This window comes from Vagococcus sp. 211 (genome assembly GCF_056322705.1).
Window position 1 is genome coordinate 1,175,049 of the sequence record NZ_CM150475.1, and the last position, 18,372, is coordinate 1,193,420.

At 37.3% G+C, this 18,372-nt stretch carries 22 protein-coding genes; all 22 read right to left on the reverse strand.

Going from position 1 to position 18,372, the window contains the following annotated elements; genetic code table 11:
- Positions 1 to 4: 4 nt before the first annotated feature.
- The 22 genes from ACVWM0_RS05805 to ACVWM0_RS05910 all read right to left on the reverse strand — a co-directional run bounded on the left by ACVWM0_RS05805 (position 5) and on the right by ACVWM0_RS05910 (position 18,361).
- Positions 5 to 1,930 (reverse strand): phage tail protein, encoded by a 1,926-nt coding sequence (locus tag ACVWM0_RS05805; RefSeq protein WP_476471704.1) that lies wholly within the window; start codon positions 1,928 to 1,930, stop codon positions 5 to 7.
- A 14-nt stretch (positions 1,931 to 1,944) separates the two neighbouring features.
- Entirely contained in the window at positions 1,945 to 2,775 is an 831-nt protein-coding gene (locus ACVWM0_RS05810; protein ID WP_476471705.1) for a phage tail domain-containing protein, read from the reverse strand.
- 10 nt (positions 2,776 to 2,785) lie between these two features.
- Positions 2,786 to 7,039 carry a phage tail tape measure protein gene (locus ACVWM0_RS05815; protein WP_476471706.1) on the reverse strand — a complete coding sequence of 1,418 codons (4,254 nt, stop codon included), beginning with the start codon at positions 7,037 to 7,039 and terminating at the stop codon, positions 2,786 to 2,788.
- Positions 7,040 to 7,044: 5 nt separating this feature from the next.
- Complete coding sequence (locus ACVWM0_RS05820; protein ID WP_476471707.1) at positions 7,045 to 7,215, reverse strand: hypothetical protein; 171 nt, start codon at positions 7,213 to 7,215, stop codon at positions 7,045 to 7,047.
- Positions 7,216 to 7,259: 44 nt separating this feature from the next.
- Positions 7,260 to 7,586 (reverse strand): phage tail assembly chaperone G, encoded by a 327-nt coding sequence (gpG, locus tag ACVWM0_RS05825; protein ID WP_476471708.1) that lies wholly within the window; start codon positions 7,584 to 7,586, stop codon positions 7,260 to 7,262.
- A gap of 57 nt (positions 7,587 to 7,643) precedes the next feature.
- The gene (locus tag ACVWM0_RS05830; protein ID WP_476471709.1) at positions 7,644 to 8,213 is read right to left on the reverse strand and encodes a major tail protein; all 570 of its coding nucleotides are present in this window, start codon (positions 8,211 to 8,213) and stop codon (positions 7,644 to 7,646) included.
- Positions 8,213 to 8,581 carry a hypothetical protein gene (locus ACVWM0_RS05835; protein ID WP_476471710.1) on the reverse strand — a complete coding sequence of 123 codons (369 nt, stop codon included), beginning with the start codon at positions 8,579 to 8,581 and terminating at the stop codon, positions 8,213 to 8,215. Before ACVWM0_RS05835 ends, ACVWM0_RS05830 begins: the two co-directional genes overlap by 1 nt.
- A complete protein-coding gene (locus ACVWM0_RS05840) occupies positions 8,578 to 8,952 on the reverse strand; it encodes an HK97-gp10 family putative phage morphogenesis protein (protein ID WP_476471711.1) in 375 nt (124 codons plus the stop codon). The genes ACVWM0_RS05835 and ACVWM0_RS05840 overlap by 4 nt, the downstream gene beginning before the upstream one ends.
- Positions 8,953 to 9,288: a phage head closure protein gene (locus tag ACVWM0_RS05845; protein WP_476471712.1), complete on the reverse strand. Its 336-nt coding sequence runs from the start codon at positions 9,286 to 9,288 to the stop codon at positions 8,953 to 8,955. It lies immediately after the preceding gene.
- Positions 9,278 to 9,628, reverse strand: coding sequence for a head-tail connector protein (locus ACVWM0_RS05850; protein WP_476471713.1), 351 nt, complete (start codon positions 9,626 to 9,628; stop codon positions 9,278 to 9,280). The genes ACVWM0_RS05845 and ACVWM0_RS05850 overlap by 11 nt, the downstream gene beginning before the upstream one ends.
- Positions 9,629 to 9,640: 12 nt before the next feature.
- Positions 9,641 to 10,825, reverse strand: a complete 1,185-nt coding sequence (locus tag ACVWM0_RS05855; RefSeq protein ID WP_476471714.1) for a phage major capsid protein — start codon at positions 10,823 to 10,825, stop codon at positions 9,641 to 9,643.
- A gap of 3 nt (positions 10,826 to 10,828) precedes the next feature.
- Positions 10,829 to 11,509, reverse strand: a complete 681-nt coding sequence (locus tag ACVWM0_RS05860; protein ID WP_476471715.1) for a head maturation protease, ClpP-related — start codon at positions 11,507 to 11,509, stop codon at positions 10,829 to 10,831.
- A 43-nt stretch (positions 11,510 to 11,552) separates the two neighbouring features.
- The gene (locus ACVWM0_RS05865) at positions 11,553 to 11,957 is read right to left on the reverse strand and encodes a hypothetical protein (protein ID WP_476471716.1); all 405 of its coding nucleotides are present in this window, start codon (positions 11,955 to 11,957) and stop codon (positions 11,553 to 11,555) included.
- Positions 11,958 to 12,001: 44 nt separating this feature from the next.
- The gene (locus ACVWM0_RS05870; RefSeq protein WP_476471717.1) at positions 12,002 to 12,229 is read right to left on the reverse strand and encodes a hypothetical protein; all 228 of its coding nucleotides are present in this window, start codon (positions 12,227 to 12,229) and stop codon (positions 12,002 to 12,004) included.
- Positions 12,229 to 12,426, reverse strand: coding sequence for a hypothetical protein (locus tag ACVWM0_RS05875; protein WP_476471718.1), 198 nt, complete (start codon positions 12,424 to 12,426; stop codon positions 12,229 to 12,231). Before ACVWM0_RS05875 ends, ACVWM0_RS05870 begins: the two co-directional genes overlap by 1 nt.
- Entirely contained in the window at positions 12,427 to 13,632 is a 1,206-nt protein-coding gene (locus tag ACVWM0_RS05880; RefSeq protein WP_476471719.1) for a phage portal protein, read from the reverse strand. It lies immediately after the preceding gene.
- 14 nt (positions 13,633 to 13,646) lie between these two features.
- Complete coding sequence (locus ACVWM0_RS05885) at positions 13,647 to 15,479, reverse strand: terminase large subunit (RefSeq protein WP_476473672.1); 1,833 nt, start codon at positions 15,477 to 15,479, stop codon at positions 13,647 to 13,649.
- The gene (locus ACVWM0_RS05890) at positions 15,463 to 15,981 is read right to left on the reverse strand and encodes a phage terminase small subunit P27 family (protein ID WP_476471720.1); all 519 of its coding nucleotides are present in this window, start codon (positions 15,979 to 15,981) and stop codon (positions 15,463 to 15,465) included. The genes ACVWM0_RS05885 and ACVWM0_RS05890 overlap by 17 nt, the downstream gene beginning before the upstream one ends.
- Before the next feature lie 170 nt (positions 15,982 to 16,151).
- On the reverse strand, positions 16,152 to 16,475 hold the full coding sequence (locus ACVWM0_RS05895) for an HNH endonuclease signature motif containing protein (RefSeq protein WP_476471721.1): 324 nt from the start codon (positions 16,473 to 16,475) through the stop codon (positions 16,152 to 16,154).
- Between the two features lie 56 nt (positions 16,476 to 16,531).
- Positions 16,532 to 17,236 carry a hypothetical protein gene (locus ACVWM0_RS05900; RefSeq protein WP_476471722.1) on the reverse strand — a complete coding sequence of 235 codons (705 nt, stop codon included), beginning with the start codon at positions 17,234 to 17,236 and terminating at the stop codon, positions 16,532 to 16,534.
- Between the two features lie 134 nt (positions 17,237 to 17,370).
- Positions 17,371 to 17,664, reverse strand: a complete 294-nt coding sequence (locus tag ACVWM0_RS05905) for a hypothetical protein (RefSeq protein ID WP_476471723.1) — start codon at positions 17,662 to 17,664, stop codon at positions 17,371 to 17,373.
- Between the two features lie 217 nt (positions 17,665 to 17,881).
- A complete protein-coding gene (locus ACVWM0_RS05910) occupies positions 17,882 to 18,361 on the reverse strand; it encodes an RNA polymerase sigma factor sigma-70 region 4 domain-containing protein (RefSeq protein WP_476473673.1) in 480 nt (159 codons plus the stop codon).
- Between the last annotated feature and the right edge of the window lie 11 nt (positions 18,362 to 18,372).

Genomic DNA, 18,372 nt, shown 5'->3' on the forward strand with positions numbered 1-18,372 from the left:
TTACTTATTTAAAACTAAAGTTGTACCACTCGTTCGCTGTCCCGTCGCTATTGTAGCTCGTGGCTATTGCTACGTTCTTACCGTAAAGTTGATTCGTTACTTTGACTATCTCTTTAACTGGATAGTACATATTGTTATCAATTAGATACAGATATTCTGTACCAAAAGCAATGCCAGTGTGGCCACCATCAGCTTTTAAAGAAGGATAATTAGTATCTTTCATTTGAGTTGTTGTGAAGTTAAGAAACCTTTTTGAGTCTCCTGTCATACCTATTCCATCTAAAAAATAAGCGGGTAAACCTATATCGATTCCCTTATATCCTAGATAACGTCCCCTGGGGTCCATAGATAACATTGACGTAAAGTAATCGTCATCAGCACTTTTTCTGTATGACCAAGTAATGAAGTCCCCTTTTGTTTCAAGTTGCATCGATATGCCACGAATGTCGTCGTTACCTCTCTTAGAACTCTCGCCCATGTTTCCAATTTTTCTTTTACCATGCCAGAATTCCATACCGTTTTCATTGATTTTTGCGGATAAAAGATTGTTTCTATAAAATTCCAGTCGATTGCTAAATAATTTTAAGTTAGTAGAACTACTATTAAATCCTACAGTAATCGCATTGGCTGCTAAGTGATCCGCAGTAATTGAGTTTGCCATAATAGCGTCTGCTAAAAGTCCGCGTCCTGTTAGAGCATTTTTAAATGTTTGGCCACCGTCATCGCTAATCCCGATACCTGCTGCATTAAGTATGACGATTAAGTTAGGGTTCTTCTTATCAATGGCTATCAAGCTACCATCTTCTCCAACAGCTAACTGCGTTTGAACAGATTTTAAAAGCTTCGTAACAATTTGAATCTCATCACTCATCGCTTGAAACGGCAGTTTCTTCTTCCCCTCTAAAATATCAGTGATTTCCTTAATGGCATTGTTTAACTTGCCTTGATACCTCGCAACCATCCCTTCAGAACCAAACGTAAAGTTTAAACCAGTAATATCACCTTTCCAGTTCCTGGTAATCTCTCTTGCGACAACTCTCACTGTTTCATCCATTTGAATGTTTTCGTCAATCAAAAAAACCGTATCACCTAAATTACTTTGGGCATACGGATAATTTCTATTTCTTAAATCAATGAGATTGGCTGTGACCGATATCTTGATGGAATTATCTACTAATGACTTTAGATTTTCGTCCATTGTCGCAGCCTTAGTTATATTGGCATTTTTGATTGGTGGGGCTTCACGCTTACCTAAAATCCTAGCGAGTGGACTGGTGTATTCGCGTTTTAACTTAGCGTTTTCCCATCCTTGTTCATCTTCTCTAAAGTCTCCATATCCCCTAGCATAGGTCCAGTAGTCTTGGCCATCAACTTCTTTGACGATGTTAGAAGCGTTCAATCTGTGACGGTACATAATATCTGTTTCAGAGCCAATTCGCTCTCTAATCGTGACAGATGGCCCTGTGAATTCAAACTCTGCACCAATCCTTTTTAATACTCGTTGAAACATGGAAAGGCAAGTATCACCATCACCAAAACCTTCAATTTTTATATTGTTCCAGGCACCAATCATGCGATATGAATAGTCTGTAGGTTTAAAAATGATACGGAATAATTCTTCCACGGCGTATGATCCCTCATACCGTTCGTACACACGCGTTCTATTCAAATCGTCGTACAATTTAGGAATAGCTCGTATGTTTTTAACTGGATACTGTCCCATAGATTGCTCTTCACAGTAAACGATTTTATAAACTTCCTCATTATCATCTACTAGCTCCCAGAATTCTGCTAAGTCAGATAAAAAGACTCTATTCACCTTGTTAGGCAACACTTCAATAGAGATATCCATGTTTCCGTTTATCTCGTCACTTACTGTGTAACTAGCCATCATTGGGTATTCATTGCCACTTAAATCTCTTACATACATTCAACCACCCCCCTCTACATATATAAATATTTGAAATCAAAACTAACAACCGCACTGCTTGCTCCTGTAATGGCAAACGTGTTCCATCCAGGACTTAAATAAATAAACTCCTTCGTGGTGTCTTTGGCCGACATAAGTGAATTTCGCTTGATCACTGGACCATCAAATAACCACGTTTCAGTTGATACAGGCGTCCGTTTGATTCTGATTCTGCTTCCATTCGCCTTATTGGTTAAGGTAAATATACCTGTCGCTCCACTGATATTCTTAATCTCTATCTTCAACATTGTTTCAAAGGGATGGACATCAACGTTACCGGCATTAAATACTCTGAAATTGGTGCTATGGTGTGTGTAGCGTAGTTCGCTATCATCAACTGTTTCAAGTCCCATACCGAATCCCCACAACGAACCAAGTTCAACTCCTCTACTTTCAATCACTTGTGTAGAGGCTACGGATTCAGCAACTCCTTCAAACGCATTGAAAACAACTTCAAACACACCATAAACGTTATCTTGATTTATAAAAAATGGCTCGTCCAATCGAACAAGCCACTGCCTTCCTTGTTGTCTTCCTTCTATTAAATAAAAAGGTTCTGTAGAGCCTAACATAGCGAATATCTCATCTCTTAGTAACCCAAACGTTTCACGCATAGATGATTCTATTAGAAATTTACACTCAATCTCACGAGGCCCATACGTACTCCCCACATCAATTGCTCCACGCATACCATCAACTGTGGCGTACTTACTTAATACATTAGGAGAACTGATGTCGATACTCACTGTTTTAATGTCGGCGTCATTCAAATTGAACGTCTGCCCGTTTAACTTTTTAAATATCATTCTTGTCCTCCTAATTAAATACGTTGATTAAATCATTCACAGCGTTCACTCGATTATTTGAATGAGCTAATACTTTGCTGTCTAAAATAATATCCGTATCCTTATTTAAAATACCTTTCAGTAACTTCACTTGTGATTCCCCGTTCTCTTCTAAGAGTGGTCTGAATCGTGCTAATTCATAAACTAATTGTCCAATCAACTCATTAAGACTACTATCAGTTGATTGCGTAGGAACTTCTTTAAACGAGTCGTTAATGTTTTTCATTTGTTGGACATTCGTTGTACTACTAGGAACACCCACACCGCCTGCATAGTTAGGAAACATATTTCTCGTTTGTCGTGCCGGCAATACTTTGGATCCTTTTGGTAAAGGAAGAAATACATTACGTCCTTCAGGAATAAAGCTTTGTCCTGTTGGTAAAGTAACCATCTCTTTATAAAGTGGCCCTTTTTGGTCATTGACCATTGCCATCCCACCTGGGTGATGGTCTGTTCCTTTTTCAAACCCTAACCAACTCCCCACAACATTAAGCGACTTTGTAATAACATCAGGCAAACGCCAAAAATCATTTACTGAACTTGTTGCTTGACCAGCATTAGAAGAGGCGTTATCAACTGCTGTTAAATATTTAGTAGACGGATTGTTTCTATTGAATGAGTCTAAAGACCGCTCACCACTACTTGCAGAATTTGATACGTTTGTTGAGTTACCCGTTAATAGCTTTTGTTTAGGATTATTGTTTGAGTATTTATTCAAACTACCTTCACCCGTTCGTGCGGCTTGATCTACATTTGAACTATTACCTTGCAATAATTTCATTTTAGGATTATTAGCATCGTAAAGGTTTAAACTACTTTCTGCATTAAACAACTTTTGAACAACGTCTTCATTTGAAGCGAGTAACCCTTTCATTTCAGGCGTTAACGCTTCGTACTGCTCTAATGCTACTCGTGTGTCATCAAAGGTCATTTCGGCATGGCCATCTGCAATTAAGGTTTTTAAGACAGGCGTTAAATTATTATACTCATCTAACGAACCCTTGCTATCAATAAGTGACTGAATAAGTTGAACATTATCTGCTTTTAATAGTTTGTCATCTATCTCATACTCATTCCAACGACCCGATTCTTGAATTGCTTGAAATATCATCTCTTTAGCGTTAGAGGTTAAGTCGGCGTTATGTAGAATGAACTTCATTTGATTCCATCCATCTTTCGTTTCAATGGATTTCTTTATTTCTTCAGGTGCATTCGATTTAACTTCCGCTTTTTTATCATCCCATATTAAACTCTTCCAGGAATTATTAGCGTCTCGAACATCCTCCGACATCTCATCTGTACTCTTTGCGATTAAATCATTTGATTCCGCCATATCAATGCCTGCTTCACGCATTAACCTAGCTTTATCTTTGTAATCAATTCCTAGTTGACCCAATCTGACACGAATCATATCAGAACTTTCCCCATTGGCCTCGGCAAGCTTAATCATGTTGATGGCCATCTGATCTGTTGAGGCTTGTTGTAAAGCTTCTAGTTTCTTCAATTCTGCTTCATACTCCGGTGAGCCTTCACCTAAAGCTGTTGCTAATGCCTGTTTAGCTTCTATGAATTGCGTGTTTCTATCTGTATTGAATTTCGTTAGGTCTTTCATCGCTTTTTCGCGCTGCTTACTAGTCATATCATCAATGTCACCATTCAAAGCAGCTAATACTGTTTTCTCTTCTTCTGCTGATAATTCCATTAATCGTACTTTTTCAGCGTTCATTGTTCGAGTATTATTGATAATAATTTGCTTTTCATCATCAGTAAACTTAGTGACATCACCATTATGTTTTTCGTAAATACTCACGACTTGTTCTGACGCTTGTTGCGCAATCTCTACTGATTTTTTATTAGCTTCTATTTGTTTCTGAGACGCTTCATTCACGCTCTTTTGCATCTCAATAGGTAGTTTAGCAATTGATTCTTCGATTTTTTTATTGGCTTCTTCTCCAGCTTTACCAATATCCTCAGCCATTCCTTGGAAAGATTCGGTAATATTGTCCACTGAAGTTGCAACTCCGACATCTAAATCTTGAATCGCTCTTTGCCCACCGTCGCTAAACTCTCTGTACTTGCTTAATGATTTGTCAGCTTCTTTTCCGATATCAGAGCCCCATTGTGCGGTCCTTCTATTAGATTCACCTACTGTTTGGTCATATGCCCACCATGCAGCAGCTCCCACAGCTAAAATACCAACGGCACCTAAAACATACGGATTCAACCCTCCTAGCGCTGATGTGAAACCACCAATACCACTAGCACCTGTTGCGGTACCTGCGGATGTCCCAACGGTAGCAATAGACGTTCCAACACCTTCGATAGCTGCTCTTTCGGCTTTATTAGCCGCAAGATCTACAATACTTTTACCCATTCCACCAAGCGCGGTTGACGTTTTACCAGTGATTGATATAATCCCACCTAAACCTTTAGCGGCTGGTCCTAATGCAGCTGCAAACAGCCCCCACTTAACAATGTTTCGTTGAGTGTCTTCATCAAGCTCCGAAAAGGCTGTTGCCATGTTACCTAGTGATTTTATTAATGGTTTAGCTGCATCGAGTCCATCTCTTAAAGCGTCAACAAGCGGACCACCAAATTCAATAGCTGCATCCGTTGCTTCATTTTTCAGCATTTTCAATTTAGAAGCTGTTGTTTCGTAACGTTTATCTGCTTCTTCAGTCAGTGCCGTGTTTTCTGCCCACGCCTTGTTTCCTGTTTTAATAGCATCCTCGAATACACCTGAAGCTCCTGCCGCACGTAATAAACTATCACGCAAACGAACTTCTGTAATATCCATGTCGTCTAATACTTTAATAGCAGACGAACCTTGTTCTTCAGCATTCGCTAACCCTTCAACGAATTTCATAATAGCTGCTGCCGGGTCATCTTTAAACATTTGGCTAAATTGTTCATCTGTTAATCCAGCAACTTCTGCAAAGTTATTAAGTGATACCGCTGAATTATCAGCTTCTTTATAAAGGGTTCGTAACTCTGTACTGGTATAACCCATTTGACCCGCTACACCCTTTAATTCCTTACCACCAATTCTCACGGCGTTTGATACTTGATCCATGGAAAGCCCAGCGTTTTCTGCTTGTGCTGCTAAACCATCAAAGGCGGTTCCTCCTGATTCCGTCGCAAGTTGCATTTGAATCATTACCTTACTAAAAGCAGAACCACCTGCTTCAGCCTCAACCCCAACGGAACTTAAAGCCGCGGCGAATCCCATTATTTCTGCTTCTGACATACCTATTTGAGAACCCGCACCAGCAAGGCGTAGACCCATGTTTGTTATTTCTGCTTCCGTTGTAGCGAAATTATTACCTAAATCTACAATCACAGAACCTAATCTGTCAAAGTCTTGTTGAGACATCTGTGTGATATTCGCAAATCTAGCTAGAGCTGTTGCAGCTTCTTCTGCTGACATGTTAGTTGATTCGCCCATGTCAATCATCGTCTTAGTAAAGGCGGTAACGTTCTCTGTTTGAATTCCAAGCTGACCAGCGGCTTCTGCGACTCCAGCTATTTCAGAATGCGTTGCTGGTAATTCTTTAGCTAGTCCACGTAATCCATCTTCTAAATCCTTATAGCTATAAGTGACGTTACCATTAGAATCAACTACTTCATCGTTTGTTTTCTTAACGCCTGCGAACGCTGATTCCCAAGAAATTGCTGCAGCCGTCACAGTCCCCATCCCTAAGGTTAAAGGAGCCGTGACATACTTGGTCATGCTTCCGCCAAAACTTGATAAGCCATCGCCTATTTTTGTTAGCTTCTGGCCATTATCGATTAATGAATCAGAATGCTTGTTGATAGCACCTGTTACACCTTCTGTTTCCACTTTATAACGGGCGATTTCACCGGCTGTTGTTTTCAACTGCGCTTCATAACCACTTAGTTTAGCTTGTGCTTCGTTGTATTTTTGAGCCGCTTTAGCAGTCGTTGACGTTGCTTTACCTTCAGCATCTAACGTCTTTTCATAGGCTGTCTTAAGATGTGCTAATTCTTTCTCTTGTGCTGAGATAACCTTTGTTAAGCCTTCTTGTTTATACGTCAACGCATCTATTTTCTTACCGCCATTATCTAAAACGCGAAACCCTGTTTCCATTTCTTTGACAGATGTTTTTACAGCTCTTGTAGCTCCTGTTAAGCTATCAGAAAAAGCAGATGTTTCTAATCCTAGTTTTATGACCATTTGACCTAACGGAGCGCCGTTTTGAACCATTTATTTTAACCTCCTTTCACCGTTTTTAGGAACTCGTGCATTGGCATGACTTCTTTTTTCTGTTTCTTCTTCTGTGTTTTTTTGTTCTCGGCTTGAACCGTCATCATATCCATCAACGTCGCGTCATCTGTATCAAGAACATCATTAACAGTCCAACTAGGAAACGCCGTGATCACATGTTTAATAAATTCAAGTTGAGAGTCATAATACTCTTGCCAACTTATGACTCCTTTTTTTCATCGTCACCAATTTTTGATGGTCTTGGGAATGCCATGACGTCGTAATAAATAATCTCAGCAATCTTATTAGCGTCTTTGGTATCTAGGCCATCTAGTAACAAATCTTTTGTGACGTCTTTGTCATCGAATAAAGAAGCAACAAATTCTGCCTGATATTCTGCTAGTTCCATTGAGCGCTCTTGTTCGTCCTCAATCTTCAATAGTTCTATTTCTCGGCGTGAGTATTCGAATCGTTTACGATACGGCACCATATCCTGCATAAATTTTTTGTATTTACCATTGGACATTCTTAGTTCTAACTGAATCATCTGTTTTCCTCCTAAAAAAATAAGGCCAGTCCATGACTAGCCCTATCCTTTGATTTTTTATGCTGCACCGAAACATTCTTTTTCTAATGCGGTATAACTTTCTTCACTATCGGCAATACCAACCACATGATTACCATCTTCAAACTTCTTAGTGATTGGTGTATAAACGTACTCACCAGGTTCAGGTGTAAAGTCGCCATCATTTAAGGTTTCTGATTTGTAACCATCACGGCCAAACGAACCAACGTACATACCAAACCCGATTTTTTCACCTTGTAAATCTTCAGATTCGAACAACACTGCGCAATATGGTGGCTCTGTTTCATCACCGATATGAATAACGCCATTGGTTGATTTAGTAAATCCTAAAATTTCTTGTTCGCACTCCATTGGTAAATCTAAGAAACCTAAGTTAGCAGCCACGTTACCAACACCTTTACGTAAAGTGAAATAAGGAACGTTACTACCATAAATTTTAACCACTTCTTTAGATAAACCCGTGATATCAAACGAGGTACCAGCACCTTTACTCATATCGCCTTGAATCGTCCATTTCTTGCCTTCTACTGGTTTTAACTCTTTATCTAAAACTTGAATAATACATCTTTTATAACCTACTGTTTGCATTAATTTTTCCTCCTCGTTGTGGTGTATTGTCTTGTTAAGACATGTACGTTTTCTAATTTTTCATGTGGTCTATCGTCGCCATAAATCTGACGATAACCGTTTTTTTCTAATAATCGATCTAACTCATCAATAAAACTTTCAATATCCGTTACGTTAACATCCACAAAAGACATAACCTGGACATGATATTTACGGCCATGATACCGATTCGAACCATAGCCAATGTTTTTATTTAATACTGTCTCGACTTTACAAATAGGTAACTCTTTTAACTTCTGATAATCGGGTGGTATTTTATAAGGGAAAGATAAAACACCTGTCATATTTTCTTCGATGATATCAACGGCAACTTCAACAATTGGATTCATAGTTTCAACCCTGCTTTCAAATCATTCATGTAAGACCTCATGATATTTTCAGCTTCCTGTTCTACGGTCTTCTCAATGAAGTGCTGTCCTGTTTGAAACTCTGACCCCATGTTAACAACGTGGGCTCTAAAATAAGCTCCTCTACCATAACCAATCATTAAATGGCCATCTTCCCTTACAGCCCCAACCGTTACAGTTTGTGACAGCAACGTTTTCCCAACATAATCAACTGGTGTATTAGCTGCTAAGGCTTCTCCTAACTTAAAGCCGGCTGTTTTACCTGCTTTACGCCTGATTGGCCCTTCAACATCAGCAATACTTTGAGCGACATTCTTCTCAACATCTCCCCAATCAACTTCAACATTTGACATCTAATCACTCCTTTTGATAAATAGAATAAGAAATGCTTCATTTTCAACATCAGGATTCATTTTTATAATGTCGTACTCAACCTCTTTAATGATGACTTTAAAATCATTTTTAGGGGTTAATCGTTGCTGTTGCCTAATGACAATAGTTGTTGAGTCTTCAAAGAGCGTCCCGACTTCATCTTTTACGGTATCAACGTACTTTTGTTTGTAAGCAAACCAAACGGGCTTACTCTCAACGAAATTTAGTATTTTTTGACCATTCGGACCTTTTTTATCACCGTCTTTATATTTAAAAGTAAGCCGTCTATTTAATTTACCTGTTCGACTAACTGCCATCTGGTTCACCTTCTTCAAAAGATAGATAGCGTGCTTTAAGTTGTAAGATAATACTCGTAAACCCTAAATCAACTTCTCTTAAACTCCCAGTAGCATTCGCACTCTCAACTGTTGAAGAACGAGTATTGTAATAGTGGTCAGCTTGCATAATTAAAGCAACGTTAAGTAATTCATCTGTTTCCGTGCCTTTTTGGGTATAAAAAGAGGGCTTATCGAATCCGATTGCCCCCTTGATATATCCTGTTGCTGCCATGACTGCTCGTTTAACACCCTGTTCATCGTCGGAATCAATTCTCATCTCTTCCATGATTTCTTCTAAATCGTCAATAGGATGTAGCATTGACTATCACCTCTATTCTCCTGGTGTTACTGGTTTTTCATCTGCAATGGCTTCAAATTGGATTAACACCGCTGCTTCATCATCTACTAATTGAGTATCGAAACGGTCAATCACACGCACTTTAGTTGTATCTGTTTCAAAAGCACCGCCACCAATGTTAGTAGCAAGTAATGACATTTGTTCGCGGTCATAAAGTGTTACAGCTTCTTCGAGTGACCCTAAATATAAAGGCATTTTCTTTCCTTTATTTTTCAAGAATCGGTCTGAAATACGAGCAATTGGTAAACCTAAGAAAATAAACCCTGTTGCTGAAGTCACGTCTTTTTGCAAAGCATAAGAACCATCTGCTTTTTTAATTTTATCTAGAACGTCATAGCCTGATTGATTTGTTAAGAACATAGACATATCAGAAATAGCTGGATCAAGTGTTACGTTTTTAGCTGTTTTAATATCATCCATCGTTTTAGCGTCTGCTTTGTGTTTAAGACCATCTAATGTTTTTAAAATTGCTTCGTTACGAGTAACAACCACTTTCTTAGATACCCAATCAGATAACCACGCTAAAATGTTTTCAGCAGAATCTTTTAATAATGAGTTCGTTACTGTATTGATACCAGCATAACGTGCGATTAAGTATTTGATGATGTAAAGTTGTGGATCATCATTATCAGGAATTTTACCCGACTCATCATCTAGTTTAGTTAAAGGCTTCATATCAGCCATTTTTTCATACACTCGTGACCCGTTATTTGTTGTGACGCGTTCCACTCTTACGAACTCTTGCAATGAATTAAAGCGACGTACTAATGTGTTAATGGTTGTTCGAATATCACCAGGGATTGTTAAGCCAATAGCATTACCACTATCATCAGTATCAGAATTTAACTCATTCATGATTTGTGGGTTACCAACCATCATAGCTTTAAAATCGCCAATGAATTTATCTTTTAATTCTAATTCGCCTTGATCTAGCGGCTTCACTTTTTCTAAGTTAGCAATTTGTTCTGCTTCCACATTTGTTACTTGTTCTTTTAATCCATCACGTTTTGCACGTGCTGTCTTAACTTGATTCTGTAAAGACAATACATCTTCCTCTGATTTTGTATCATCGATTAGTGCTGCGTTTAATTTTGCATTTAGGTCTCCAACTTTGTTACCAGCTTCAACCCAGGCATTTTTTAATTCTTCTAAATTCATATTTTATTCTCCTTTTAATAAGTTTATTTTTTTTTGTGTTAAAGATAAGATATCTTTCGGTTCTTCAATCTGTTTCTCAGATTTGATAATCAATTCTTTCAGCTTGTTGACTGAAGCTTTTGGAATGATGTTAGAAGTGCTATTAGTAATTGTTATCTTTTCATCAAACATCACTTCATTAGCAAACCCGTTTTCTACCGCTTCTTGCGCATTGAACCATTTATCCTGTTTCATTAAATTAGCAATTTCTTCTCTTGCTAATCCTGTTTTAGCTTCATAAGCATTAATAATTGACTCATCAATACCAGCTAATAATTGAGTCAATTGTTGATATTCCTCTTTATTACCTGAAGCCACGATTGAAGCATTATGAATCATAATATGAGCGGTTGGCGAAATTCTTACGTTGCTACAACCCACAGCAATAACGGATGCGGCACTTGCAGCTAAACCAAATACTTCCGCCACCGTGTTACCATTGTGTCCACGTAGCATTGTATAAATCTCACTAGCAGCAATGACATCTCCACCACTAGAGTTAATTTCTAGCGTTATTTCTTCAGAATGATTATCTGCTAGTACATCACGTATCTTTTTAGGTGACACACATTCGATTCCAAACCAATCGTATAGCCACGCCGTATCATCATCCACGACATCTCCTCTTACTGAAATTCTTGGCATATTTTGTCACCTCCCTTCAATGCAAAATAAAAAAGCCTAGTGATTAGACTTTAGCTTTTATCTCGAAATATTCTTTTAACTCCTCTTTTAATTCTTCCAACGTTTCAGACTCTTCAATAAACATAGCGACATCGTCTCTTGTTAAATATTTTCTCAAAGTATTTTCTTCTACTTCATTTGCTATCCAAATTGGATGTGTACCAGCTTTACTGTATGTTGATTGTGGTAATAGCTCCAACAACGCTTCATACCTTTCTGATAAATCAATACATTCACCAGCAAAATAAATAAAGTCTTCATCATTTAATTTTTCTTCATATTTTTCATCATAGTTTTTTCTAATCATTTCTTTATGAATAGCTTTCCACTCTTCGCTACTAAACCTACTTCTAGTTACATAAGGTCCGTAAACTATTTCTTTGCCATTAACTTGAACTTTATACGCCATTTTAATATCACCTCATAATTTTATTTAAAATAAAAAAGCAATCGTTAGATTACTCTGTATTCTTTAATCACAATCGATTTATCATTAATAAAACGTAACTCACTATCAAAATTCTGTTCGTAGTAACGTTTCTTGGTTGATAGATAGGCGTTGGAATTGCCCACTGATTCTAGTTGTGGTTCTTTAGGGTTTTCAATAGATACTTCCATCCCTTTACCGTTCGCAATCGCATTATCAATAAACTTTAAAAAGTTTTCTTTTCTTGTTTGCACTAATTGCCCCTCCGATACTTTTCAGTCAAGGCAAAAGTCCGTTCGTATTCATCTCTGAATGCCAAATGTTCCATTGGTGATAAGTAATTTTTATCAAGCATTCGCTCTAATTGCCGACAACGTGACATCAAAGCACCCCAAACAATGTCTTTATCTGATTTTTTACAAACACCTTCTTGATTAATAATCACATCCATCTAGTCCACTCCTGTTCCTTTGTTTGATTTACGCAACGAGGGATCCATTCCTATTGAGTATAAGTCCCCTGATATATGATAGTCGTTCATACCGTCTAAATCAGACGGCTCCTGGTCTTCTAACAAACGAACCTCATTAGCTGAATACGCACCCGAACGCCTCATAATCTGATAAAAAGCCCCTCTCGTTTGAGTGTCAGCTCTTAAGAGACCCGCAACATTAAACTTATAACGATAGCCCTTCATTTTTTGTCCAGGCTCTAATGTTTTCTTGTTTAATTCTTCTTCGTATTGCGTAACTGTTGATAATAAATTATAGGTTAAAAACTCCATATTCAGCTGTTCTTGGGAGTTATAACTAACACCCTTGCCACTACTCACAAAATGTTCCGGAACGTTGTAGACCATAGCAATTTTACTTTTAGTGATACTATCTATATCTAGCAACTTAGCATCGATTAAATCACGTTTGATTCTATCAACTTCTGTTCCATTTTCTTCTACAATCAGTCCGCCATTTTCCCGGTAAAAATTGGCAATTTGTTTCACTGCTTTCTTTTTATCCTCTTCATTCATGTTAGTAGCGAATTTTACTTTGATACCTTCATTTGTTCCGTTTAACTGCTTCAATGATATCTTTCTAACCTCTTCATCAAAGGCTAGAGAATTATTGAGAATATCAAGCGGATTAGAACCTAAAACCCCGCCACCTAAACGAATATGCTTAAAGTGAAGAATTTCCATGTAGTGAACATAGATTGCCTTACCTTCTTTGCCTTGAATCTGATAATACAATTCACCACCATCTAAAATAACGGGATGACAAACACCTGGCTTCAATAGTGACATGTTAATAATTTTCCCACTGTTGTTTTTAAATAATTGAACGTAGGCATTACCAGTCAAATTACGTAACGTTTCAATGTCTCTAAAAAAATCAAACCGCGTTAAATAATTTGGGCCCTCTTTCATAATGTTAAAGGCGCTGCAATCAGTAGGCTGTTTGTAATCCTTGTCAATCATCTTCAAAGGGAGTGAAGCAAACGTGTTCGATACCTTACCAACAACTGAAAAGGCTGCTTCTGATATCTCCTCACTACCTACTAAATAATCAACCAGCTTAGGATCATTAAAAGATATTTCTTCTCGTTTACTATTTTCTTGTGAACCTGTAAAAAAATTCTTAATGCTTGTTAAAAATCCCAATTTTTATCACATCCTTACATATTTAATAAATCATTCACTGAATAGTACGTCAGCTCACCACTGCTAACTGGTTTGGAAAGAATATCGACAACATCAACATGACAGTTTAAAGCAGCAGCAACACCATCGATTTTACGACTCTTAGATTGTTTCGATGGCATGTAGTTTGAGTTTCTATCTTTGACTAGCTTCACATTGGATAAATACCAAACAAAAAGACGAGAGTTATTAAAAATAACTTTCCCGTCTAACAATAATTCTTTGAAGTTTTGCATTGGTCCGCCCAACGTTAAGAAGCCTTGTCGAGTTTCTTTCGTAACAAAGCCATAATTTTTTAGAGCATTGTTTAAGAATAACGCTTTTGCCTTATCGTAATTAATCTGAATGATTTGATATATATCAGACATTTCAACAAACCAGTCATACACATATTCAAACTTCACGTAATCACCAGGTATAATCGTTAAATCACCGTCTCGTTCCCATTGCTGAATCCGTTCCTGATTTCCATCTCGTTCATATCTTGCTTGTGGAATCCAAGTGTGCTGCAAAATAAAAACGTCGCCATTATCTAGAGGAAATTCTAGAACGGCAGACGTAAAGTCTTCTGTTTCTGATAAGTCAAAACCACCAATACATTTTCTACCAGCAAGTGTTTCTATATCAATGATTTTGTTATTCTTTTTAATCGTCGGCATATCAACGAATGATAATTCATCAATATCCGAAAATAGATTAAACTGTTTCGTTATCCAATCGGCTAATTCTTTTGGACTCGTTCTATCCTTTTTGTAATCTGTGATAAGGTTGACGACATCCATTAAACAAAGGTTAGGGTTAGCTTTCATCCACATCATTGGATTATCTGCCTCTTCTACTTTATCTAATTGCGCCAAGTAATAAAACATACGCTCGTCCAAGTCGTCCTCTAAGTGCTCTAAACAATCCACACCACTTTCATACATCTCCATCAGTGGACCATCTAAGACTGTCCCTGCGGTGGTAATGTACATGATTAATGGTTGCCTTCTCATACCCCTTGAACGTTTCATAACGTTGATAAGGCCATAATCTTTAAAATCATGTACCTCATCAAAACAACCAAAATGTAAGTTCTCACCATCTTTTGATTTTTCCGCAGACATGGCTTCCATCTTACAATTCATTTTAGGATAAAGGACTTCCCTAGACATTGCTTTTAATTTTTTAGAAAGGAAGGGAGACGCTTTAATCATTGCCTTTGATTCTTCAAATAAGATATTGGATTGTTTTTGTGAGTTGGCCAAGATATAAATATTGGCACCGTGTTCCCCATCTTCTCCTAGCATATAATTGGCTAGTCCTGAAACAATTGTTGTCTTACCATTTTTACGTGATACAAAATCCAGAGCTTCACGATATTTTCTAATACCACTATCTCTATGCACCCAACCATAAATGCTACCTATCACAAAATGCTGATTGGGTTGTGCAACGATTTGCCTAGCTTCACCTTTTGACGGCTTACACTTTTTCTCAATGAACCGAATAGCCCGATGCGCTTTCTCTTCATCAAATATCCAGGGGAAATCATCTGTTCCTTGTCTCTCTAGATCCCTCATGTGCCTTTTAGCTGCTTGAATGATTAATTTACTTGCTGGTATCATTGGGGCCCATGGCGTCCAAGTGGATTGGTCCTCTAACTCCCCAAAATCAATAACACGTTCAGCATACCAAGTTGTTAGTAGTTCTGGGTACGGCTCTAATAGATAACCACCCCAGGAAGCCATGCCTTCTTTAAAGTCTTCCCACCAAGAGATTAACTCCGTGTAATTCATGTCGATAACTGGTTTAGTAGTTGTCGTCATCTTCATCACTAGATGCCTCTTCTTCAGCTAATTTTATGGCTAACTTAGCTCGAGCAGATGGTGATAGTCCTAAATCAGAACCAAAGGAACGCATATTACGAGAACACGTATCCATTTGTTTGGATAGTGGGTTTCCGTAAAGTTCAGGTGACAATGTAATATCGGTCCCTTTCTTCACTTGCTCCTTATACGCTTTCTTGTGATCACGCTTCATCTTTTTATACTGCTTTATCAGATGAACGTATTCAGCGTACCAACTACAATACAACGCAATTGCAAACGTATCTGGATTCTCAATCAATTCAATAGATAATAATTCGTCCTTGATAAAATCAAAGGTTTCTTTCCCAACCTTATCCAACCAAGATGGCGCTATGATTTCATCACTCTTCATCTTCAAACGCTCTTCCATTTCAGCGCGTTTTTTTAGCTCATCAACATTCCGTTTGTTTGGATTGCCTTGCAACAACTGCAACTTAGCACTCTTTGCTGGTCTAGCCATAATATCAACTCCTTTCTTTAAAAAATCTCAAAAGCGACTACTTAAAAACTTTCAAAAGCGGTAATTCTGTGAAGGAAGGACTGCACCGTTCTCCTGAACGTTGATACATCAACCTTTGCATGAGGGGGGTATATCTCAGTTTTTCTTGTTTTCTGATTTCATAAATCGGCTTATTTCTCGTTGTTTGCATAGAACTTGACGGTAGAACGGGTTGTTTTGCGTTGTTTCTGTCCACCTGATCGTTCCGGATGTTCTTTGTTATGGCAAGCAGGACAGATACATTCAAGGTTATCTTCATCGTAGAACTGATTGATATCATCACGTGCTTCTATCTTGTGATGAATGATGTTCCCACGTTTGATAATGCCACGACGCTTGCACTCTTGACACATGCCGTAGTCACGACTGATGATGACTACTCTAACCTTCTTCCATCTTGAGGTCTTGTATAGCTTATCGATATCATCACGTGGTCTTGCATACTTTCTAGTCACGACTGTCATCCTTTCTGGTTTTTGGCATAATAAAAACACCTAAGTTAATTAGGTGTTTAGTCTTCACTATAACAATCTATATCTTTTACCCCGAATGTATAAGTATTGGAAGATTCATTTATTTTGTATATTTCCTTGTTTATATCAGTTTTATTTCCAATAATCGAATTTTCTTTATTATAATCAAACCTCTTAGTTTCTCTGTCCCATTTATAATTTAGTTTAATTTGCTCTCTTCTAATAGTTGTCAGATAAATATCTATTGTGTCATAAGGAAAATCAATAGGATCATCAATAGCTCCACTTACAGTTGCAGCTATTGCAGTATCTGTAATTAATATATCTTCCCCAGATTTTAACTTAATTTTATTAATTCCTATATCTTCCTTATTATTAATAACCACCTTTACCCCAAAAACAGTATATTCGTTCACGTTAATAATGTTAATTGCTGGAATTGAATATGTAAAATCAGGCTCATTAGGTGTACCATCAGTATAGTCATCAATAATATTGTTTATTACCTCAACAATGTTTTCTTTTTGATTCGTTGATTTCGCAGAAAATAATACTTCCGTTTGTTTACCACAGCCCATAAAACCAAATTTAACTATAAAAAAAGGTCTAACTTTACTATACTCAAGTTCATAATCAACTTGTTTTTGCTTTTTTGATTGCCAAACAATCATTATTAATGCTACTCCTGATAATATAGCTCCAACCCACTCAGCCACTGTTCCCAAATTATCTCCATTTAACATTTACTTCATCTCTCCTTTTGTCCTTATAAAAGAATCATACCGAACAAAAGAAGAAATGTGAATAAGAAAAATTAACAAGTAAGATTATATGATACAAAAAAATAAAAACACCCACGATTGTGAGTGTCAGGTTGTTATCCAAAAATTGATAACGTACTTTCTACTTCTGATACTTTTTTATCAAACTTGGGACCATTTTCATAGTTAGGTGCCCCTACAGGGTATTCTGTAAACTCAAACGATACTTCAATTTCTTCGTCACAATTAGGACAATTTACAATTAAAGTTCCATCGTAACCTTCTTCCGCTCCCATCCCTCTATCATCATCTGTCCATGTATTTTGGATATCAAAATCAGAACCGTTCACCACAATCTTTTCGTTGCAGTCTTTGTTACTACACTTAAAACTAGCTTTTCCTGAAATCATCTAAGCACCTCCTTTCGTTATCATTACTCTAATGATAACAGAAACCCTACCATTTAAGATAGAGGAAAGGAGTATTTTGTCTTATAAACAAAACACCCGACAACCTTTTCTTGGGAGAGATAGTTGTCGGGTGAAAAGTTAAATTACTACACTAATAGAATAACCTATCTAAAGCAATAGTTGAATACCGTCTATGACCATACATTTATGATACATTTCAAAATAAAGATAATTGATTATCATCAAGTATTCCTGTTTCATAATACTCAACCTCATTTATTTTGTTCTGACGATCATCACGCCTTGATTCGTATTCATCTACAAACTTTAAAGTATTACGTATGTCTGAATGTTTCTTTCTTATATATGATGCGCTATAGCCTGTTATCTCAGCTATGTCTTCTAGAGTGAGGTTATCAATGTACTTGAGTTTTACAATTTGGTTCTCAACACCTGCAAAAGAATCGACTAACGTTATAAGTTCTTTTTTCTGATGACTTAATCTGTCTAGTTCGTTTAACATTTTATCTATGTTTTCTTCTAAAGAAGAAGACCTTGAATTATTTTCTAGCTTAACGTTCGCCAGGTCTCCATTAATCCAACGATCGAGTTCCAACTTGCTTTTGTTTAAATTCCACTTGATATATAATATCTGTTCATCAAGTTCTTGATAATCCTTTAACCATTGAAACCTCAAAACACCACCCC